The sequence below is a fragment of the Mycolicibacterium sp. CBM1 genome (assembly GCF_054073305.1).
Map to the genome: position 1 here is coordinate 140,315 of NZ_JBSXPP010000001.1, position 21,155 is coordinate 161,469.

At 66.8% G+C, this 21,155-nt stretch carries 18 protein-coding genes; 4 read left to right on the forward strand and 14 right to left on the reverse strand.

What is annotated here, in order from left to right; all coding sequences use genetic code 11:
• Positions 1–52 precede the first annotated feature (52 nt).
• The 11 genes from fadD32 to glf all read right to left on the reverse strand — a co-directional run bounded on the left by fadD32 (position 53) and on the right by glf (position 13,776).
• Positions 53–1,945 (reverse strand): long-chain-fatty-acid--AMP ligase FadD32, encoded by a 1,893-nt coding sequence (fadD32, locus tag ACXDF8_RS00665; protein WP_457221318.1) that lies wholly within the window; start codon positions 1,943–1,945, stop codon positions 53–55.
• 236 nt (positions 1,946–2,181) lie between these two features.
• On the reverse strand, positions 2,182–3,201 hold the full coding sequence (culp6, locus tag ACXDF8_RS00670; RefSeq protein WP_457221319.1) for a carboxylesterase Culp6: 1,020 nt from the start codon (positions 3,199–3,201) through the stop codon (positions 2,182–2,184).
• Between the two features lie 35 nt (positions 3,202–3,236).
• Complete coding sequence (locus ACXDF8_RS00675; RefSeq protein WP_457221320.1) at positions 3,237–3,752, reverse strand: DUF732 domain-containing protein; 516 nt, start codon at positions 3,750–3,752, stop codon at positions 3,237–3,239.
• 83 nt (positions 3,753–3,835) lie between these two features.
• On the reverse strand, positions 3,836–4,726 hold the full coding sequence (locus tag ACXDF8_RS00680; protein ID WP_457221321.1) for an alpha/beta hydrolase-fold protein: 891 nt from the start codon (positions 4,724–4,726) through the stop codon (positions 3,836–3,838).
• A 155-nt stretch (positions 4,727–4,881) separates the two neighbouring features.
• A complete protein-coding gene (locus ACXDF8_RS00685) occupies positions 4,882–5,889 on the reverse strand; it encodes an esterase family protein (protein ID WP_457221322.1) in 1,008 nt (335 codons plus the stop codon).
• A 120-nt stretch (positions 5,890–6,009) separates the two neighbouring features.
• Positions 6,010–6,981 (reverse strand): alpha/beta hydrolase, encoded by a 972-nt coding sequence (locus ACXDF8_RS00690; RefSeq protein WP_457221689.1) that lies wholly within the window; start codon positions 6,979–6,981, stop codon positions 6,010–6,012.
• 218 nt (positions 6,982–7,199) lie between these two features.
• Positions 7,200–9,155 (reverse strand): terminal beta-(1->2)-arabinofuranosyltransferase, encoded by a 1,956-nt coding sequence (gene zomB / locus ACXDF8_RS00695; RefSeq protein WP_457221323.1) that lies wholly within the window; start codon positions 9,153–9,155, stop codon positions 7,200–7,202.
• The gene (locus ACXDF8_RS00700) at positions 9,133–10,047 is read right to left on the reverse strand and encodes a decaprenyl-phosphate phosphoribosyltransferase (RefSeq protein ID WP_457221324.1); all 915 of its coding nucleotides are present in this window, start codon (positions 10,045–10,047) and stop codon (positions 9,133–9,135) included. The genes zomB and ACXDF8_RS00700 overlap by 23 nt, the downstream gene beginning before the upstream one ends.
• A 6-nt stretch (positions 10,048–10,053) precedes the next feature.
• Positions 10,054–10,593, reverse strand: coding sequence for a phosphatase PAP2 family protein (locus ACXDF8_RS00705; RefSeq protein ID WP_457221325.1), 540 nt, complete (start codon positions 10,591–10,593; stop codon positions 10,054–10,056).
• Positions 10,586–12,526, reverse strand: coding sequence for a glycosyltransferase (locus ACXDF8_RS00710; protein WP_457221326.1), 1,941 nt, complete (start codon positions 12,524–12,526; stop codon positions 10,586–10,588). Before ACXDF8_RS00710 ends, ACXDF8_RS00705 begins: the two co-directional genes overlap by 8 nt.
• Entirely contained in the window at positions 12,523–13,776 is a 1,254-nt protein-coding gene (gene glf, locus ACXDF8_RS00715; protein ID WP_457221327.1) for a UDP-galactopyranose mutase, read from the reverse strand. The genes ACXDF8_RS00710 and glf overlap by 4 nt, the downstream gene beginning before the upstream one ends.
• A 247-nt stretch (positions 13,777–14,023) precedes the next feature.
• Between glf and ACXDF8_RS00720 the strand changes: the two genes are divergently transcribed.
• Together ACXDF8_RS00720 and ACXDF8_RS00725 are read left to right on the forward strand one after the other, a co-directional pair.
• Positions 14,024–14,890 (forward strand): hypothetical protein, encoded by an 867-nt coding sequence (locus tag ACXDF8_RS00720; protein WP_457221328.1) that lies wholly within the window; start codon positions 14,024–14,026, stop codon positions 14,888–14,890.
• Between the two features lie 158 nt (positions 14,891–15,048).
• Entirely contained in the window at positions 15,049–16,689 is a 1,641-nt protein-coding gene (locus ACXDF8_RS00725; protein WP_457221329.1) for an N-acetylmuramoyl-L-alanine amidase, read from the forward strand.
• A 22-nt stretch (positions 16,690–16,711) separates the two neighbouring features.
• Here the strand turns inward: ACXDF8_RS00725 and ACXDF8_RS00730 are convergent, their stop codons facing one another.
• Genes ACXDF8_RS00730 through ACXDF8_RS00740 form a run of 3 tightly spaced genes read right to left on the reverse strand, consistent with a single transcriptional unit; the run spans position 16,712 to position 19,035 of the window.
• Positions 16,712–17,524, reverse strand: a complete 813-nt coding sequence (locus ACXDF8_RS00730) for an HAD family hydrolase (protein ID WP_457221330.1) — start codon at positions 17,522–17,524, stop codon at positions 16,712–16,714.
• On the reverse strand, positions 17,524–18,261 hold the full coding sequence (locus ACXDF8_RS00735) for a lysophospholipid acyltransferase family protein (RefSeq protein WP_457221331.1): 738 nt from the start codon (positions 18,259–18,261) through the stop codon (positions 17,524–17,526). The genes ACXDF8_RS00730 and ACXDF8_RS00735 overlap by 1 nt, the downstream gene beginning before the upstream one ends.
• A gap of 6 nt (positions 18,262–18,267) precedes the next feature.
• Positions 18,268–19,035: a lysophospholipid acyltransferase family protein gene (locus tag ACXDF8_RS00740; protein WP_457221332.1), complete on the reverse strand. Its 768-nt coding sequence runs from the start codon at positions 19,033–19,035 to the stop codon at positions 18,268–18,270.
• 164 nt (positions 19,036–19,199) lie between these two features.
• Between ACXDF8_RS00740 and ACXDF8_RS00745 the strand changes: the two genes are divergently transcribed.
• Both ACXDF8_RS00745 and ACXDF8_RS00750 read left to right on the forward strand, forming a co-directional pair.
• On the forward strand, positions 19,200–20,750 hold the full coding sequence (locus ACXDF8_RS00745) for a Rieske 2Fe-2S domain-containing protein (RefSeq protein WP_457221333.1): 1,551 nt from the start codon (positions 19,200–19,202) through the stop codon (positions 20,748–20,750).
• Entirely contained in the window at positions 20,747–21,082 is a 336-nt protein-coding gene (locus tag ACXDF8_RS00750; protein ID WP_457221334.1) for a hypothetical protein, read from the forward strand. Before ACXDF8_RS00745 ends, ACXDF8_RS00750 begins: the two co-directional genes overlap by 4 nt.
• The last annotated feature ends 73 nt before the right edge of the window (positions 21,083–21,155 follow it).

A 21,155-nucleotide genomic window follows, 5' to 3' on the forward strand; every position in this document is an offset into this window, starting at 1 on the left:
GTGTTCCGCGTACCCGGTCACCCCCTTGTCCACTGCGAACTTCCTTCGATCGTTATTCCGATTCGTCGGGGAAGGCATTGGCCACCTTCCCGCTGCGCAGACTGCCGTCCAGGTACGCCGAGCGGCAGGCGCGGCGGCCGATCTTGCCGCTGGAGGTCCGCGGGATCGCGCCCGCCGGCGTGAGCAGCACGTCGCGGACGGTGACGCCATGGCGCACCGCGATGGCGGCGCGGATGTCGTCGGTGATCGGCCCCATCTCCATCTTGTGCGAGCCCGGGGCCCGCTCGGCGACGATGACCAGCTGCTCGGAGCTGTCGTCAGGGTTGCGCTTGAGCCCGGCGTGGGCGTTGTCGAAGACGTCGTCGGGCAGCTGGTTGGCCGGCACCGAGAACGCCGCGACGAAACCGGTGCGCACCGCCTTGGTGGCCTCCTGCGCCGAGTACTCCAGGTCCTGCGGGTAGTGGTTGCGACCGTCGACGATCACCAGGTCCTTGACGCGGCCCGTGATGTAGAGATCGCCCTCGTGGAACGCACCCAGATCGCCGGTGCGCACCCAGGTCGCCTCGTCTGCGGCACCCTCGGCGTGCGAGGGGCTGGTCCGCGACTTGAGGATGTTCTTGAACGTCTCCTGCGTCGCTTCGGCTTTGTTCCAGTAGCCGGTGCCCATATTCTGGCCGCTGATCCAGATCTCGCCGATCTGTCCGTCGGGCAGCTCGCTGGCGGCGTCGTTGTCGACGATCACCGCCCACTCCGCGACGCCCACCTTGCCGGCGGAGGCCTGCGCCACAGCCTTCGGTGAGTCATCGGCTACCAACACGAACCGCCCGGCGTTGAGTTCGTCACGGTCGACCGAGACGATCTTCGGCTCCTCGGACGACGGCGTCGTCGACACGAACAGGGTGGCCTCGGCCAGACCGTAGGACGGCTTGATCGCCTTGGGCTGGAAGCCGAACGGGCCGAACGCCTCGTTGAAGCGCCGCACGGTGGCGGCGGAGATCGGCTCGCTGCCGTTGAGGATCGCCTTGACCTTGGACAGGTCCAGCGGCTCCTCGTCGTCGCGGGGCACACCGCGCGCGGCGGCGTGGTCGAAGGCGAAGTTCGGCGCCACCGAGATGGTGCCGCCGGTGTCGCCCTCGCGGTAGGCCAGCTCCCGGATCCACCGGCCGGGCCGCCGGACGAACGCGGCGGGGGTCATGAAGGTGAAGTAGTGGCCGATCATGGCCGGTAGCAGCGCCGTCACCAGTCCCATGTCGTGGAAGAACGGCAGCCACGAGACGCCTCGGTCGCCTTCTTCGCCCTCCAGCGCCTCGATCACCTGCACGACGTTGGTGGCCAGGTTGAGGTGGGTGATCTGCACACCGGTCGGAATCCGGGTGGATCCCGAGGTGTACTGCAGGTAGGCGATGGTGTTCTCGTCGACCGCGTCGAAGGGCTGCCAGGTCGCGCCGACCTCGTCGGGCACGGCGTCGATGGCGATGACGCGGGGGCGTTCCTTGGCCGGCCGGGTGCGGAAGAACTTGCGGACGCCCTCGGCGGCGTCGGTGGTGGTCAGGATCGCCGAGGCACCGCAGTCGTCGAGGACGGCGTGCAGGCGGCCGACGTGGCCGGGCTCCGACGGGTCGAACAGCGGGACCGCGATACGCCCGGAGTACAGGGTGGCGAAAAACGCGACCAGGTATTCGAGGTTCTGCGGGCACAGGATGGCCACCCGGTCGCCGGGCTGGGTGACCTGCTGCAGGCGAGCGGCCACCGCGCGGTTGCGGGCACCGAAATCGGCCCAGCGCAGCTCCTTGACCTCGCCGTCACGTTCGACCGAGAAGTCCAGGAAGCGGTAGGCGAGCTTGTCACCACGAACCTTCGCCCAGCGCTCGACGTGCTTGACCACACTGGCACCTTCGGGGAAGGTGATCCGACCGTTCTTGATGAACGGGTTGTGGAACGGCATACGACTCTCCTGTCGGAACACATCTGTGTCGGGTCCTGCGGTGGCCGCGCGTGACGTTCGCGCCACCGGTCACCCTGCGTCGCGGACCCCAAACCTCACAGATGGTACAGAGATCGTCGCGGTCCTCGCCGAGTCTGATACCTCCGGCCCGACGATTGACGCTTGCTGCTCTTATTTTCTTCTTAATGTTAGGCGTAGTAGCGGCGGCGGCCAAATCGCCGCGCAGTGCCGCTACGTCATCCGTGTTTGGGTGTCGGAGCGTTCGCGATGAGGTCGCGTGCCCAGTTCAGTGTCCACTGCGTGGCGGTTTGGCCGTCGAGGTTCCAGAACTCCGGTGTGTTGTAGAGCGCGTGGACCGGCTGGCCCGCCCCACCGGCCAGCACGTCGAGGGTCGTCGGCAGGTTCGTGATGTTGAAGGCCTGCTCCGGAGCCGCGCAGATCAGGTCACCGGGTCCACAGATCTCGTTGGTGCGGTTGTTCAGCGCCCCGAAGCCGCCCGGCCGCTCCCCGGTCATCGTCAGGCCCAGCGCCGACAGGGTCGGCACCTCGTCGAGGGTGATCTCGGCGCCCTGGCCCGGTGGGTTGGGCCCGATGTCCTGGCCCACACCGGTCTGGCGGCGACCGTCGGCGATCAGCGTCACACCGAGGACCAGGTCCTCGTCGACGGGTCCGCGGCCGTTGCCGATATCGCTGGCGATGTCACCGCCGATGACGGCGCCCTGGGAGAAGCCGACGATCACGTAACTGGTCAGTGGGCAGCGGCTGTTCATGTCGGTCATCGCCTTGACCGCGGCCCGGGTGCCTTCGGCTCGGCTGTCGTTGTAAGACATCTGTTTGTCGGCCGCCAACGGATTGTGGAACTGGGCGGTGTAGGGAACCGTGTAGATCTCCACCCGGTCGGCACCGAACTGGTCGCGCAGCGGCCCGGTGACGTTGCGCAGCAGCGCGATCGGGAACTGCGTCGGGTTCAGCGGATCGTCGGTCGGCGAGGACTCCCAGGTGCCGGGGATGGCCACCAGCTGGACGTCCGGGCAGCTGGCGTCCTGGAATTCGGGCCGCGGCTTCTTGCCGCCGGGCGTGCTGGTCGGCGGGATCGCCGTCGGAGGGATCGCTGTCGGCGGGGATTCCGGTCGCCGCACGACGATGACGATGATCGCGACGACCAGGGCGACAGCGACCGCCATCGCACCGGCCGCGATCAGGGCGAGGATGCGGTGGCGCCTACGCCGGGCAGTTGTCCGGGAGTTTCGAGCCATCGAGAGGGGCTTATCTTCCTGTCAGATCTTCGGTGCTAGCAGAGCCGCTGGGTGGCCAGTCGGATGTAATCGGCGGTGGCCTCGCTGACCCGCAGATCGGATGTCTGCACGTCGGACTTCGACGACGCCGCAGTGGGAACATCGGCGACGTCACTGCGCACCATCGGCGCGATGTAGTCCCACACCGCCTGGTCGCTCTGGCCGGCGGCGTGCGCCTGGCACACGTGTGAGCCGATGCTGAGAGCTTCCAGCTCGCTGGAGGCGTGCACACCGGCTGCCGAGAGCGCGTCGAGGAAGCCGCGCTGGGCCGGGGTGACCTTGAGCGTGGTGGCGGTCAAGTCGGCGTCCGCCGGTACCGGGGCGTGCGCGGCAGTCGGCGACTGCCCGGACGCGGGCGTGGTCACCAGGTCTTCCCCGGTGCTGCAGCCGACAACAAGCCAGGCCGCCGGACCGAGGACTCCAGCCACCAGCAGGACATGCCGGGCAGCACCGGTGAGCCGTCGCGTGTCACCGGCAGCTTCACCGACGAGACGGGCTTCCGAGCGCTGCACGCCTCCACGTTACCGGCTGCCCCGACTCCGCCCAGAGCTCGCCGAGATTGCGGATGCCTAACGGTTCGTCGGCAAGTTGTGACCTATTTGATAGCAGCCGCAACGTCGTTGGCCATCGCACCCAGCTGAGCCGACCAGTTGCCCCAGTCGTGGTTGCCACCCGTCGGGAAGTCGAAATGGCCGTTGCGGCCGCCCAGCGAGCGGTAATGGGCGTAAAAGGTGCGGTTGCTGCCCTGAGCCTGGTCGCAGTAGCCGATCATCGCCGGGACGTCACTGCAGGTCAGCGTCTGGGGGCTGAAGATCCACAGCCGGGTGTTGTTGTCGACGAGCAGCTGGGCGTGCACGTCGGGGTCGTGCCACTTCCAGCGGCCGAGCTGCGCGGCACCCCACATCGCCTGGGTGTTGACGCCACCGAACTCGTTCATGCCCGCGGTGATCGCGCCATTGAGGAAGGTGTTCGACGGGGTCAGGAAGCCCGACATCGACCCGGCGTACCGGTACCGATCGGGGTGAAACGTCGCTTCCATCAGGGCGCCGGTTCCGCCCTGGGCGGCGCCGACGATGGCATGCCCACCGGGTGCCAGGCCCTTGTTGGCGGCCAGCCAGTTGGGCAGCTCGTCGGACAGGAAGGTCTCCCACTGGCGGGTGCCGTCGGCCTCCCAGTTGGTGTACATCGTGAATGCCCCGCTGGCCGGCGCGACCACCGAGATTCCCTTACCCGCCAGGGTGTTCATCGCGTTGCCAGCGGTGACCCAGTTGCTGACGCCGTCGCCGGCGTTGAACGCGTCGAGGAGTACCACCGCGTGCGGACCGCCGGCCAGGAACGCCACCGGGATATCGCGGCCCATCGCCGGCGACGGCACCATCAGGTACTCGACGTCGGCGGCCTTGGCCGTCGGGGCGGCAGCGCCCCACAGGCCCAGCGCCAGAACCGCAGCGCACATGGCCCGGAACAGACCCGACAAACTCCTCATGGTCACCTCACGTCTCGCATCGTCGCCGACAAACAGCCCCGTCCAACCCGAAGCGTAGTGAACCACGTGCGACCCGACCGGCGTTTGGCCGGCAGACGCCGACGGCGACGACCCCGCGGGGGGCCGTCGCCGTCGGTCATGCCTTATTCGACGATTCAGGCGGTCGGCGTCGCGCCGAGCACGCGCTGGATGTCGGGCTTCATCTGCTGGAGCTGCTGGCCCCAGTAGTTCCACTGGTGGGTGCCGTTGGCCGGGAAGTTGAACACCCCGTTGGTGCCACCGTCAGCCAGGTAGGTGTCGCGGAAGGTCTTGTTGGTCCGCAGCGTGAAACCTTCCAGGAACTTCGCGTTGAACAGGTTGCCCGAGCTGGTGCCGGCATCGAGGTCCGACGGCTTGCCGTCGCCGCAGTAGATCCAGATGCGCGTGTTGTTGTCGATCAGCTTCTTGATGTTGACCAACGGGTCGTTGCGCTTCCATGCGTTGTTCGGGTCACCGGTCGAGCCCCACATGTCGTCGGCCTTGAAGCCGCCGGCGTCACCCATCGAGATGTTGACCAGGAAGGGCCACCAGCCCTCGGACAGGTTCAGGAAGCCTGACAGTGCGGCCGCGTACGGGAACTGCTCGGGGTGGTAGATCGCCAGGGTCAGTGCGGCCGAGCCGGCCATCGACAGGCCGACCGCAGCGCTGCCGGTCGGCTTGACCTGCCGGTTGGCGGCCAACCAGGTGGGCAGCTCCTGGGTCAGGAAGGTCTCCCACTTGTAGGTCTGGCAACCGGCCTTGCCACACGCCGGCTTGTACCAGTCGGAGTAGAAGCTCGACTGGCCACCGACGGGCATGATCACCGACAGGCCCGAGTTGTAGTACCACTCGAAGGCGGGGGTGTTGATGTCCCAGCCATTGAAGTCGTCCTGGGCGCGCAGACCGTCGAGCAGGTAGACCGCCGGAGAGTCCGGGCCACCGCTCTGGAACTGGACACGAATGTCTCGTCCCATGCCTGCTGACGGCACATCGAGGTACTCCACCGGAAGACCCGGCTTGGAGAATGCTCCCGCCGTTGCGGAGCCGCCGACGACGCCGATCAGGCCCGGTAGCACGGCGGCAGCCGCGGCTGCGACCGTCAGCCGGCGTAGCCACGCGCCGCGCAACTTCTCAACGAACTTCATGCAACTTTTCCCATCTTTTCGTGTGTGCCGCACCGCATGCGTTCCACGCAGCCGTGCCCTGGTAGTCAACCACATGTGTTGTGATCGTTCCTCTTCTGAGATCTGGCCGTGACGGTCTCATCACCGGCTGATTGTGGCGATGAGGTCGGGTTTCAGCGCTGCCAACTGGGCTCCCCAATAGGGCCATGAGTGGTTGCCCGTCGGCGGGAAATTGAAGGTGGCATTGGCGCCTCCGGCGGCGGTATAGGCGGCCTGGAAGTCCTTGTTGCTCTTGATCGCCATCGACTCCAGGCTGGTGGCGCTCAGCGCGACACCGGGGTCGGCGCCCTGGTCGAGGTCGGTCTGTCCGCCCGGCGCACAGTAGATCCACAGCCGGGTGCCGTTGCGGGCGATCAGAGCTGCCTGCTTGACCGGATCGTTGCGCTGCCAGGCCGAGTCCCACGGGGCGCCCCACATGTCGTCGACGTTGTAGCCGCCGGCGTCGAGCATGGCCACCCGGATGGCCTGCTGCATGAGCAGTGCCGAGGGGTTGAGGAACCCCGACAGCGACGCGGCGTAGACGAACTGCTGCGGGTGGTAGGCCGACAGGATCAACGCGGCGCCCCCGGACATCGACAGGCCGACGACGCCGTTACCGGCGGTGGAGACCTGTTTGTTGGCGGCCAGCCACTGCGGCAGCTCGCTGGTGAGGAATGTCTCCCACTTGTAGGTATAGGGCTGCTTGTTGAAGCTGGAGGGCTTGTACCAGTCGGAGTAGAAACTGGATTGCCCGCCGACGGGCATCACCACCGAGACACCGGAGCCGTAGAACCACTCGAAAGCCGGGGTGTTGATGTCCCAGCCGCTGTAGTCGTCCTGGGCGCGCAGACCGTCGAGGAGGTACACGGCCTTGGTGGGCGCCGGGGCGGGCGCGGCCGGGTCTGCTCCGGGGTCCGATGTCGCCGGCCCAGCGGCTCCGGTCTGAAACTGCACGCGGATATTGCGGCTCATCGCCGCCGAGTACACGTCGAGGTACTCCACGGGCAGGCCGTCGCGCGAGAACGCCTTGGCCGTGGGGGTCTGATGGGTCACTCCGACCAGACCTGTCAGCATCAGCAGAACGGCGACACTCACTGCACGAAACATTCGGTTACTCAACTCATCCGTTCCGCGGCATGGCGCTACCGCCGTCAGCCGATATTGGTCCTACCAAGCACTGGTCTTCCGAGCACTGGTCGTGCCAAGCGCTCCCACACCTGACTTGTGTATCGCCGCGAACTGACCGCTGCGTTACCGGCCGGCACCCAGCTGGCGAACACTCCCCCGAGCTGCTAGGGCCCCGTGGCCGGTAAGCCAGTGTACGGGGTCCCCGCCAACGGGGGCTCATCGAGCTGGCAGCGCCGCAGCTCGTACTGCGGCACGCGGTCGATCCGGTAGCGGGTGAAATCCAACGCGTGCACCACATTTGACAAGAACCGGCGGATTCCCAGTGGCTTGCGGATCGAGTTCAGCATGGCTTCGGTCTCGGGGCAGGTCAGCGCCACACCGGCCTCTTTGATCCAGCCCTCGTCCAGGTAGGGCGGCACCCACGGATGCTCCTTGAGCCACGGCCCCTCGGCGACGGCCCAATCGGGGAAGAGATTCTTGTCATGGCCGATCCGGGCGTCGTCCAGACGTGCCGTGTGCGCAGCGAGCGGATTGGCCAGCCCGATCTGGTCGATCACCCTGGTGTTGAGTCCGACATTCATGCCCAGCATGCCGAGGTTGGTGAAAAAGACTGTGTGCGGTGCGATTTCGCGACGCCAAGTGTCCATCGACACACCAGGGGGCGGTGGCGGCGGCGGGTAGGCCGGCACGACGTCCCATTGGTCGTAGTTGCCCGAGGGCAACAGGAGCGCTCCGTCTGGGGTGTTGTTGATGGCGGTCAACACCGCGCGCATACGCGGGTAGTCGAGATAGTCCGCGGCGGTCAGCGGATGCGCGTGACCCGTTGCCTGCGAATAGAACCGGCGTTCGTCGACGATGCCGGAGTAGGTGACCCTGGTGGCATCCGAGCCCAGGCCGGGCGAGTTCGCCGCCCACAGCGACCAGCCCGCGAGGGCCAGCCACAGCACGGCGGCTGCACCGGCGAGTGCGAGGCTTTTCTCGACGCCCTTTTCCCGCAGCGTCGCGAGCGATAAATGGACGGTTTCGGGCAAGGCGATGGGGATGACCGAGATCGGGGCCAGCATGCAGAACACCGGGGTCAGCAGGACCCGGCCGTGCATGAAGTCACCGCCCTGGCGGATCCAGTACAGCGCCTGGACCAGTCCGCTCACGACGATGAAAACAACCACGGCCGAGGGAGTTTGGATGCGGCGGGCCAGTCGGCGACCGCTCGGCGCCGGGGCGTCTTGCCGGGACCGAGCGACCACCAGTACCGCACCCAGTGCGATCAGCAACAGCAGCGGTACCCACAGCGCGTACGGCGCGTTGAAGTTCGTCAGGTAGATCAGGCCCTGGCCCCACTTGTCGCCGGTGGCGTCCTTGGCCAGCGCGGTCTGGGGGAATAGCAGCCCGTAATAGCCCATCCGGAAGATCTGGTAGCCCACCGGCAGCAGCCCGCCGGCCACCACGATCAGCAGCCGGTTGCGCCAGCCGGGCGATGCGATCAACAGCATCACCAACGCCAGTCCGCCGATGAGGGCCAACTCAGGGCGGACCAGCACGCTCAAGCCGGCGACAAAGGCCAGCGCGGCGGTGAAGGCCGCCCCGCCGCGCCCGCTCCGCTGGCCCTGCGACCAGGCCACCATCATCCACCACAACAACCCGATCCAGGCCATCACCAGGCCGTTCTCCAGCCCGGAGGTGGCGAAGTCGCGGGCGGGTGGAATGGCTATGTAGACCAGCGCCCCGGCGGGCAGCAGCAGCGCGGGACGGCCACGCAGACCTGCCGCGAACAGCCGACCAGTGCCCAACATCACCATCACCATGCCGGCCACGGACAGCGTCAGCGCCAATGTCAGGGCCACGTACTCCAGGCGCACCGGCCCGCCGACAAGCCCGCCGACGTACATCAGATAGGTCCACAGCGCGGAGGTGTTGGACTCGACCCGTTCCCCGGCGTTGAAGACCGGTCCGTTGCCGGCCAGCAGATTGCGCACCGTGCGCAGCACGATCAGGCCGTCGTCGGCGATCCAGCGCCGTTGCCAGGCTCCCCAGCCGAACAACGCCGCGACCACCACCACGCTGCACCAGAGACTGATGCGGGCAGAGAGGCTTTTCCTAACCGAATACGACGGCGGCACCGATGGTCCCGATCCACGCCAGCAGAAGCAGCTGCAGCACCCGGTCCTTGAGGGCGATGTCCTCGGGCTCACCGGCCATGCCGCCGTCGACGTCCACGGCGTACCGCAAGATCGCGATGGTGATCGGGACGATCGTGACCGCGTACCACGACGCGTTCGTCCCGTCGCGCTCGAAGGCCCACAGGCTGTAACAGACCACCATCGCGGTGGCTGCCACCGTCCAGACGAAGCGGAGATAGGAGGCCGTATAGCTTTCGAGCGACTTGCGAATCTTGGCGCCGGTTCGTTCAGCGAGCTGCAGTTCGGCGTAGCGCTTGCCGGCCACCATGAACAGCGATCCGAACGTCATCACCAGCAGGAACCACTGCGACAACGGGATACCGGCGGCTGCGCCGCCGGCAATCGCCCGGATCAAGTACGCCGATGACACGATGCAAATGTCCAGCACCGCTTGATGCTTGAGCCCGAAGCAATATGCGAGCTGCATGACGATGTACACGGCGATGACGATCACCAGATTCACCGAGGCCAGCAGCGAGAGCGCAAGTGCGCTGAGGCCCAGGACCACAGCCAGCGTGTAGGCCAATGATGGTGGAACCACACCCGCGGCGATCGGGCGAAACCGCTTGGTCGGATGCTGACGGTCGGCCTCGACGTCACGGGAATCGTTCACCAGGTATATGCACGAGGCCGCCAGCGAGAATGCGGCGAACGCGATCAAGATCTTGAACGCGACCTCGTCGTAGCGGTACTCCACGTCGCCACCGAGCGCCGCGATCGGGGCCAGCAACACCAGCAGGTTCTTGACCCACTGGCGCGGGCGGATGGCCTTGACGATGCCGCTGAACAGGTTGCTGGGCGGGCCGGCCACCGCGGCCGCTTCCTCACTCATGAGCGTTCACTCACGGGTCTCCTTCTGCGGCGAGGCGACAAGAGCGGCCGCCCGCGCGACGACGGCGCCGACAGCTGCCCCGGCGAGCACGTCGGTCGGATAGTGCACACCGAGTACCAGCCGTGACAGGGCCATCGCGGGCACCACCACGAGCGGCAGCGGCGAGCGCGTGGCCCGGCACAGCAGCATAGCCGCGGCAGTTGTGGAGGTGGCATGCGCCGAGGGGAAACTCAACGCGCTGGGCGTTTCGACGTTGACGGTGACCGACGGATGGTGGGGGCGGCGGCGGCGTACCACCAGCTTGATGGCGATCGCGGCGGCGTGCGCCGCGACGGCGCCGGCGCCGACCAGCACCCAGTCGCGGCGCCGTTTCGGGAACGCCAGCGCACCGAGCGCGGACAGCGCCACCCACCCCTGGGCGTGCTCGCCGAAGTGGGACATCGCCCGGGCCACCCCGATGACCTCGGCCGTGCCGAGCGTCGACTGGACGGCGACCAGCGCGGCGACCTCGCCGCTGGCGGGCGGTACCGCCTCGACGTCAGGCATGGGTCGAGGAGTTCTCGAGCAGCACCGATTCCCACTTCTCCTTGCTCGACAATGCCGGCAACGCGTCGCGGTACACCTTGCGCATGCGGTTGAACTTGCGGGCCAGCAGCGCCTGGCGGCGCGCCGAGGCGCGCAGCAGCGCGAACATCTTGGCCCGGTCGCGCTGGCGGTAGACCACTCCGCGGCCGTCTGCGGTGGTGACGGTGACACCGTCGACCCGCGACAGCGAGAACCACCGGGCATCCTGGGTCGCGACGTTGATCTGCGGGCGTTCGTGGTGCACCGGGTCGTGCGGCGTGAGCTGATGAGCCAGGCCGCGGGCCAGCCGCACCGAGATCGACAACGGGTTGGTCGGGATGCTGACCCGCTTGCGCCACCGTTTGTCCGACGGGGTGGGCAACGCGGTCGCGCTGGGCAGGATCACGGCATCGGGATACTGCTGGCGCATCGCGCGGACCTCGGGCAGCGCGGACTCCAGGATGGAGAAGATGTGTTCCGGGCCCTCCAGGAAATCGTCCATCGCCTTGTTCTGAATCGCGACAGTCGAATACTCAAGGCACAGAAGATGTTTGATCGTTGCCTTCATGTGGCTGGCGATCAGGCCCCGAACGTTTCCGTCCCAGTGCAGGGCGGCCACCACCAACCGGTTGCGCAGGTGGAAGTAGGCCTGCCAGTCGATGGCATCGTCCTTGTCGCTCCAGGCCATGTGCCAGATCGCCGCGCCGGGCAGCGTGACGGTGGGATAGCCGTGCTCACCGGCACGCAGTCCGTAGTCGGCGTCGTCCCACTTGATGAACAGCGGCAGCGGCTGGCCCAGCTCCTCGGCGACCGACCGCGGGATCATGCACATCCACCAGCCGTTGTAGTCGACGTCGATGCGCCGGTGCAGCAGCCTGCTGCGTTCTTCCTCTTCGTCGTTGAGCGAGTACTTGGCGAAGTTGTGGTCGTATTCGGTGTTGACCGCGTTGGTCCACATGAAATTCGCCGAATCGACCATCTCGCCCATGACGTGCAGATGCGACGGCTCCTGCAGGTTCAGCATCTGACCGCCGATCAGCGTCGGCGTCTTGGCGAACCTGTTGAGCGCCAACGCCCGTAGCACCGAGTCGGGTTCGATGCGAATATCGTCGTCCATGAACAGGATCTGTTCGCAGTCGGTGTTCTTCAACGCTTCGTACATCACCCGGCTGTAACCGCCCGATCCGCCGAGGTTGGGCTGGTTGTGGATCGTGAGCCGATCACCCAGCCGTTCGGCCGCGGCGGCGAAGTCGGGGTGCGCGCTGGCCTTGGCGGTGCCCTGGTCGGTGACGATCACAGCGGTGATGACCTTGTCCACCAAGGGATCCGACGTCAGAGCGGCGAGTGCGTTGACGCAGTCGGCAGGCCGGTTGAACGTCGGGATACCGACAGCGACACTCGCCCGTCCGGGTGCGGGCACGGGGGCATACCAGCCCGCGCTGTGCACGGTGACGTTGGTGTCGGTGGTGATGTCGAACCAGATCCAACCGCCGTCTTCGAAGGGGTCCAAACCGATCTCGAACTCGGCGGCGCTCGGCGTCGTCGCATCCGGGCTGCTGACCTGGGTGCCACCCACGGTGATACGAGCCCCCGTCGCCTTGGACCGGTAGACGTCGACCCGGGCCGAACCGGTCAGTTCGACCCGCAGCACCACCGACTCCAGGATTGACCAGCGCCGCCAATAGCTCGCCGGAAAGGCGTTGAAGTAGGTGGCGAAGGAGACCTCGGACTCCGCGCCGATCTCCAGGGTGGTCCGCGACGGTGCGTGCGCCCGGCGCGCATTGGTATCGGATTCTTCGATGTAGAGCTTGCGCACGTCCAACGGCTCGCCGGGGCGCGGGAGGATCACCCGGGAGAGAAGACTGACCGCTTTGGATTCACCGGCCGCGATGGGGCCGGTGGGAATTTCACTCATACTGTGCCGCTTTCGTTCTCGTCCTGGCCCAATGGCGCGCCGTCACGCAGGTGTGGCGACAGGACGTTGTCGTACATGCTGAGCGCGCTCGCGATCGCCATGTGCATGTCCAGGTACTGGTATGTGCCCAGCCTGCCACCGAAGAGGACTTTCGACGCGGAGGTCTCCTCTCGCGCCTTGGCCCGATATGCGGCCAGCAGCGCGCGGTCGGCTTCGGTGTTGATCGGGTAGTACGGCTCGTCGTCGTCATCGGCGAAGCGGGAGTACTCCCGCATGATGACGGTCTTGTCGTCCGGGTAGTCGCGTTCGGGGTGGAAGTGCCGGAACTCGTGGATCCGGGTGTAGGGCACGTCGAGGTCGTTGTAGTTCATCACCGGTGTGCCCTGGAAGTCACCGCAGCCGCCGAGCACTTCCAACTCGAAGTCGAGGGTGCGCCACCCGAGCCGGCCCTCGGCGTAGTCGAAGTAGCGGTCCAGCGGGCCGGTGTAGACCACCGGCGCGTCGGGGTTGGCCGCCCGCAGTTCGTCGCGCACGTCGAACCAGTCGGTGTCCAGGCACACCTCGATGCGTTCGTCGGTGGCCATGTTCTCGAGCCAGCGGGTGTAACCGTCGACCGGCAGGCCTTCGTAGGTGTCGTTGAAGTAGCGGTTGTCGAAGGTGTAGCGGACCGGGAGCCGGTTGATGACCGCGGCCGGGAGTTCGACCGGATCGGTCTGCCACTGCTTGGCGGTGTATCCCTTGACGAACGCCTCGTAGAGCGGGCGCCCGATCAGCGAGATGGCTTTCTCCTCGAGGTTCTGCGCGTCCGCGGTGGCGATCTCGGCGGCCTGCTCGGCGATCAGCGCGCGCGCCTCGGCGGGGCTGTAGTACCGGCCGAAGAACTGCGCCACCAGCCCCAACCCCATCGGGAACTGATAGGCCTGCCCGTTGTGCATCGCGAACACCCGGTGTTGGTAACCGGTGAACTCGGTGAACTGGCGGACGTAGTCCCACACCCTCTTGTTGGAGGTGTGGAACAGGTGCGCGCCGTACTTGTGGATCTCGATGCCGGTCTGCGGCTCGGGTTCGGAGTACGCATTGCCGCCGATGTGCGACCGTCGCTCGATGACCAGCACGCGCTTGCCAAGCTGGGTGGCGACGCGCTCGGCGATCGTCAGGCCGAAGAAGCCGGAGCCGACGACGAAGAGGTCGTAGGGGCCGGTGAGAGAGCCGACGTGGGGCGAAGCGACCGGGGAGTCATAAGAGGTCATCGGCGCCTAGGTTATCCGACCGCCGCACTGTGACCCGCATCGCAAGCCTGGGGGCGGGCGGGAATTCACGTGCGCTCCTTCGGGAATCAAGGTCGCAATTGGCTCACGATTCCGCATCGTCACTCTAGACACACCAGTCACAGCCGTACCATCGAACACGTTAGCTTCGGGCTCGGCGCACGGCCGTTTTCGGGGCTTGCCACGTAATTCCAGACACGAACGTTGTCTAGATATTGAGGAGACTTCCGTGCCGAACCGACGTCGACGCAAGCTCTCGACAGCCATGAGCGCAGTCGCCGCCCTGGCCGTCGCAAGTCCGATCGCCGCTGTGGGTGTCGTCGAGCTGACGGCCACCCCGCAAAAGACGCCCGAACACCGCGAGTTCGTCCGCGCAGCCGTCGTGACCGACCTGCCCAACGAACTGATGTCCGCACTGCAGCAGGGCTTGTCGCAGTTCGGGATCAACCTGCCGCCGTTACCGACCGGGCTGAGCCCTGCCGGCGCGCAACCGGTGCAGGCGGGCCCGACGCTGACCACACCGAGCCTGACCACGCCGAGCCTGACCACACCCGGCCTCACCACGCCGAGCCTGACCACACCCGGCCTGACCACACCGAGCCTGACCACACCCGGCCTCACCACGCCGTCGCTGACGACGCCCGGGCTGACCACGCCCAGTGTCAGCACGCCCGGGTTGACCACCCCGTCGCTGACGACGCCCGGCCTGACCACGCCGTCGGCGGCCTCGCTGACCGACCCGGGGCTGACCAATCCGGCGCTGACCACCCCGCAGCTGGGTACGGGCACGCCGTCGCTGACCAATCCCGCCCTGACCAGCCCGTCGGCGACAGGCCTCGGCCTGTCCAACGAGCAGCCGATCAGCGCACCGCTGGGCCCGGTCAACGGCACCTATCCGATCCTCGGTGGCGATCCGGGCCTCGGCCTGGGCACCGCGGCGCCGGCCAGCTCGGGCGGACTCATCAGTGACCTGAGCAGCGCCGCCAACCAACTCGGCGTCGGGCAGGCCATCGACCTGCTCAAGGGCGTGGTCATGCCGTCGATCACCCAGGCAGTCCAGGGTGCCTCGTCGGCGGCCGCCGCCCCGGCCGGATAAGACCTGCGTCAGAACGGCACCGCAGGGTGGGGCCGGCCGGAAGGTCTGTGCACCCGGAGAGGCCCCTGCGGTGCCGTTGCAGGACTCAGTTGTCACTTTCTTCACACTGGCCCGTGTCGAAACACTTGTATCAGTGGACACATACGTAACATCGCGGTGTGCCGTCCCGTCGACCTGCGCCGACGCTTCTGTTGACCGCTATCGCGGCAACTGTCGTCATCGCGCCTTGGGCGATCACCGGTGTCCCCGGCTCACCGCCCAAAGACGCCCCCACCGCGGCGGATACGGTGCTGACCCAGCAGCCGCTGACCGGTGTGGGCGGCGGCGTGACGGTCCGCGAGATCAGCCAGTCCACCCCGTTCTCGTTGGTGGCACTCACCGGCAGTGACCTGACCGGCACGACAGCTCGGGTACGCGCCAAGCGCCCGGACGGAACATGGGGTCCCTGGTACAAGGCCGAGACACTGGAATCGAACGCCGACGACAGCCAGCACGGCGGACCTCGCGGCACCGATCCGGTCTTCGTCGGCACCACCACCGACGTCCAGATCGCCGTCACCCGGCCACCCGGCGCACCCGTCACCAGCGCCCCGCCGGAGACCGGTCTCGATGCCGGCAAGGAACTCGGCTACGTGCCCGCGACCGCCGAACATTCGTTCGCCCAGAACATCTCGGCGGTGTTGATCACCCCGCCCAAGGCTCCAGTCGACGCGCAGTGGACCCCGCCGACGGCCATCCTGGGACCGGGGCAGCCCCCGAACATCATCAGCCGCGCACAATGGGGCGCCGACGACCACATGCGGTGCGGAAACACGGAGTACGGCAACGGTATTCGCGCTGCAGTGGTGCACCATACCGCGGGCAGCAACGACTATTCACCGGAAGATTCCGCGGAGATCGTCCGGTCGATCTACGCCTACCACACCCGGACCCTGGGCTGGTGCGACATCGCCTACAACGCCCTGGTCGACAAGTACGGTCAGGTCTTCGAAGGCCGTGCCGGCGGCATCACCAAAGACGTACTCGGCTCTCACACCGGCGGATTCAATCGGGACGTCTGGGGCGTGTCGATGATCGGCGACTTCGAGGACGTGCCGCCCACCGACATCCTGATCCGCACCGTCGGGCGGCTGCTCGGCTGGCGGTTGGGGCTCGACCACGTCAACCCCGTCGGGACGGTGAACCTGACCTCGGCAGGCGGCAACTACACGTTCTTCCCCGCCGGCGCGACACCCACCTTGCCGACCATCTTCGCGCACCGTGACGTCGGCAACACCGCGTGTCCGGGCAACGCCGGCTACGCGGCGCTCGCCCAGATTCGCGACATCGCCGCTCGATTCAACCGTCCTCCCGATCTCGTCGACTCGCTGCGCGGTGGAGCGATCTTCGCCAAGTGGGAGTCGATGGGTGGTCGGGACGGGCCGCTGGGCGCGCCGACTTCACCGGAGGCCGCCGCCGACGGCGACGCCCGATACGTCACGTTCGAACACGGCGCCATCTACTGGTCGCCGGTCAGCGACGCCCAGCCACTGACGGGTGCGATCTACGAGGCATGGGCCTCGCTGGGCTATGAGCGCGGTGCACTCGGCCTGCCGACGAGCGGGGAGATTCAGGAACCCGAGTGGATCGTGCAGAACTTCCAGCACGGCACACTCAACTTCGACCGGCAGACACACAACGTGCTGCGGGTGGTCGACGGGTTGACTCTGGTCATGCCGCCGCCGCCGGCCGACGGGCCGCCCGTGCAGCTAGAGAGGTTCAGCCGCATCGAGAAGCCGGTGGCGGAGCCGGCGAGCTAACCAGCGAGCCGGCCGAAGCGCCTCACAGCCACCAGCGTTCGAGAACGCGCGCCAGCCCGTCGTCGGTGTTGGGCGCCGTCACCTCGTTCGCGGCGGCGATGGCCTCGGGATGGGCGTTGCCCATCGCCACACCGTGGCCGGCCCACAACAGCATCGGGACGTCATTGGGCATATCCCCGAAGGTGATGACGTCCTCGGCGGCAATCTCCAGCGGCCGCGTCACCTCTTCGATGCCGGTGGCCTTGCTGGTGCCGATCGGGTTGATCTCGATCAGACCGTTGTTGGTGGAGTAGGTGATGTCGCCTTGCACCCCAATATGTTTGGCCAGGATCTCGGCCATATCCGAACTGCGCGCGCCGGCCTTGCGGATCAACAACTTCACTGCCGGAGCGCTGAGTAGATCCTCCATCGACACCTCGGTGTTGTCCGGGTTGAGCCAGGCGTGCTCGTAGCCCGGCGAGCTGACAAACTGCGGGGTCGCCGAATCGTGCGCGGTGCGGCCGACCCGCTCTACCGCCAGGCCGACCCCCGGGATGGCCCTGGCGGCGATCTCGGCCAACTCCGCCAGCACGTCGACGGGCAGGGTGCGCGCGGAGATGATGCGGTCCTGAGCCGAGTCGTAGACGACCGCCCCATTGGCGCACACCGCCATTGGAGCGAAACCGAGCTGCTCGACCACGGGCGGGATCCAGCGCGGCGGGCGACCGGTCGCCAGCACGAATTGGACGCCTGCGGCGACGGCGGCCTGCACCGCCTCCCGCGTGCGCGGCGTGACGCGCTCGTCGGCGTCGAGCAGCGTGCCGTCGACATCGGTGGCGATCAACAGCGGCAACATCAGCGACGCTCCGTGGCGCGCCGCGCCCGCTCGGCTTCGTCGAGCTTGCCGGCCTCCTCCAGGGTCGGCGCCGCGCCGCCGAGCTCGCGCGGAACCCAGAACTCTCCGGGCGGATGGGGATAGGCCATCTGCACCTCGTGCAGCACCCTGCTCATCTGCCTCCTCAATACGTTGTCGAGTTCGGCCGCCGTCCCCTTCGGCGCCAGCGGCGTGCCGAACCGGACAGTGAACGGAATCTTGTTGCGGCCCAGACGCTTCGGATGATCCTTGGTCCACACCCGGTGGGCGCCCCACACGATGCAGGTGACGATGGGGACCTGCGCCTCCAACGCCATGCGGGCAGCCCCGCTCTTGAAGTCTTTCAGAACGAACGCCCGGCTGATGGTCGCCTCCGGGTAGACGCCCACCAGCTCGCCGGCGCGAAGCTGACGAACAGCCTCGGTGTAGGCACCGGCTCCAGCGCGCCGGTCCACCGGGATGGTCCCGGTGCGGCCGATCAGGAAGTTCACGATCGGCACCTCCTGCATCTCGGCCTTGATCATGAAGCGGATGCGCCGCTTACGCTTGCGGGTGCCCAGGGCCGCGGGCAGGAAGTCGATATAACTGGTGTGATTGATGGCGATGACAGCACCACCGTGCGGGGGGATGTTCTCGAGGCCTTCATAGGTGATCCTCGTCCCCGCCGCTCGGACCGCGGCCGTCGCGGCGATCTCGAGAGTGCGGAAAACGGGTTCCATGACCCGCTACCCCGGTGTTCCCGTCTCACCCTGGCGCTTGGCCAGCTTGGCTGCGCGCTCGGCTGCCTCGAGGGCCGCCGCCTCTGCCAGCGTCGGCGCACTACCGCCCAGGCGGTGCGGTACCCAGAACGCACCCTTGGGATACGGCCCGTACGCGTCCTGAACCTGCTCGAGCAGATGCTGCATGCGCGAGTGCAGCAGCGCCGTCAGCTCGGACGCGGGCAGCGTCGGCTCGATGGGCTCGCCCACCGCGATCGAGATCGGCACCTTGGGCCGCCACATCTTGCGCGGGTGGCCCTTGGTCCAGATGCGCTGAGCGCCCCACACGATGTGGGGAATGATCGGCACGTCGGCGGCAATCGCCATTCGGGCCGCGCCGGACTTGAACTCCTTGAGCTCGAAGCTGCGACTGATGGTGGCCTCCGGGTACACCCCGACCAGTTCACCGGCTTTGAGCGCCAGGCAGGCGGCGTCAAACGAGGCCGCGCCACTGTCCCGGTCCACCGGGATGTGGCGCAGGCTGCGCATGACGGGTCCGGTGACCTTGTGATCGAACACCTCTTGCTTGGCCATGAACCGCACTTTGCGGCCGCTGCCCTGCAGATAGGCGGGTAAACCGGCGAAGGTGAAGTCGAAATAGCTGGTGTGATTGATCGCCACGACGGCGCCGCCAGTGGCGGGCAGGTTCTCCACACCGGTCACGGTGAACTTCAGTCCCTGCGCCCGCCACACAAGACGGGCGAGCTGGATGACTGTTCCGTACACCGGTTCCACAGCGGTCAGCCTAATCCGGTGCCGGTGGGCCGCGCACCCGCCCTAGGGCCGCGTTGATCAGCGCCGACGTTGCGCGGCGCGGTCTCTGCGGCGCCGGCGGTTAAGCTCGTAGCAGGGTGCAGCGACCACAAAAAGATCACGAAAGACCATTGGAAAGGGGATTCGTGCAGGTCACCAGCATCGGCCACGCCGGCTTTCGGATCGACACCGAGGCGGGCAGCATCGTGTGCGACCCGTGGCTGAACCCGGCCTACTTCGCGTCATGGTTCGTCTTTCCCGACAACAGTGGCCTGGACTGGGCCGCCATCGGCGACTGCGACTACCTCTACATCTCGCACCTACACAAAGACCACTTCGATCCGAAGCTGCTCACCGAGCACTTCAACAAGGACGCAGTGGTGCTGCTGCCCGACTTCCCGGTGCCCGATCTGCGCCGCGAACTGGAGAAGCTCGGCTTCCACCGATTCCTCGAGACGACCGACTCGGTCAAGCACCGGGTCAGCGGGCCCAAAGGCGAGCTGGACGTCATGATCATCGCGCTGCGCGCACCCGCCGACGGGCCGATCGGCGATTCCGGGCTGGTGGTGTCCGACGGCACCACCACGGTGTTCAACATGAACGACTCCCGCCCGCTGGCCGTGGACCTATTGGCCGCCGAGTTCGGGCACATCGACGTGCACATGCTGCAGTATTCCGGGGCGATCTGGTATCCGATGGTCTACGACATGCCTGAGCGTGCCAAGCAGTCGTTCGGCAGTCAGAAGCGCCAGCGCGGGATGGACCGTTGCCGGCAGTACATCTCCGACGTCGGGGCCACCTGGGTGATTCCGTCGGCCGGGCCGCCGTGCTTTCTCGACCCGGCGTTGCGCGACCTCAACGACGACCACGGGGATCCGGCCAACATCTTCCCGGACCAGATGGTCTTCCTCGAGCAGATGCGCATGCACGGCAACGACGGCGGCCTGTTGATGATCCCGGGGTCGGTCGCAGAATTCACTGGTGGACAGCTCGATTCGCTTGCCCACCCGATGCCCACCGTCGAGGTCGAGGCCATCTTCACCACCGGCAAGAGCGACTACATCGCCGCCTACGCCGAGCGGATGGCACCAGTGCTGGCCGCCGAGAAGGCCAGCTGGGCGTCAGCGACCGGAGAGTCGCTGCTGGAACCGCTGCGCGCCAAGTTCGAGCCGATCATGCTGCAGAGCGACCAGATCTGCGACGGCATCGGTTACCCGGTGGAACTGCGGCTGGGCAACGAGACCGTGGTGCTCGACTTTCCGAAACGCACTGTGCGAGAACCTATTGCCGACGAGAAGTTCCGCTACGGCTTCGAGATTGCACCGGAGTTGGTGCGCACGGTGTTGCGCGACGACGAGCCGGATTGGGTGAACACCATCTTCTTGTCCACCCGGTTCCGGGCCTGGCGGGTGGGCGGCTACAACGAGTACCTGTACACCTTCTTCAAGTGCCTGACCGACGAGCGGATCGCCTACGCCGACGGCTGGTTCGCCGAAACCCACGACGACACCACCGACATCACGCTGGACGGCTGGAACATTCAGCGCCGGTGCCCGCATCTGAAGGCTGATCTGTCAAAGTTCGGTGTGGTGGAGGGATCGACGCTGACGTGCAACCTGCACGGGTGGCAGTGGAATCTGGAGACCGGAAAATGCCTGACCACCAAGGGGCACGAGATCAGGTGTTCACGAACGTGAGCAGCCCGCCGCAGCAGTACTACGACGACGGCCTGGTTCAACTGGACCGACACGCTCTGACGCTGCGGCGCTACCACTTCCCGTCGGGGACCTCGAAAATCATTCCATTGCAGTCGATCCGGGGCTACAAGACCGAGCCATTGGGGATGTTCCTGCAGCGCTTCAGGCTATGGGGCAGCTCAGATCTGCGGCGCTGGCTGCCGCTGGACATCTACCGGCCCATCAAATCGACATTGGTGACCCTCGACGTACCGGGTACGCACCCCAGCCCGGCGTTCACGCCGGTGAAGCCGCGGGAGTTCGTGGCGGTGTTGGACGAACTGCTGGGGTAGGGCTCAACGCCAGTGGGTCGAAGCGTTGTGCAGCTGCGGCCGCTTACCCGTTTCCTTGCTCGGTGTGCATCAC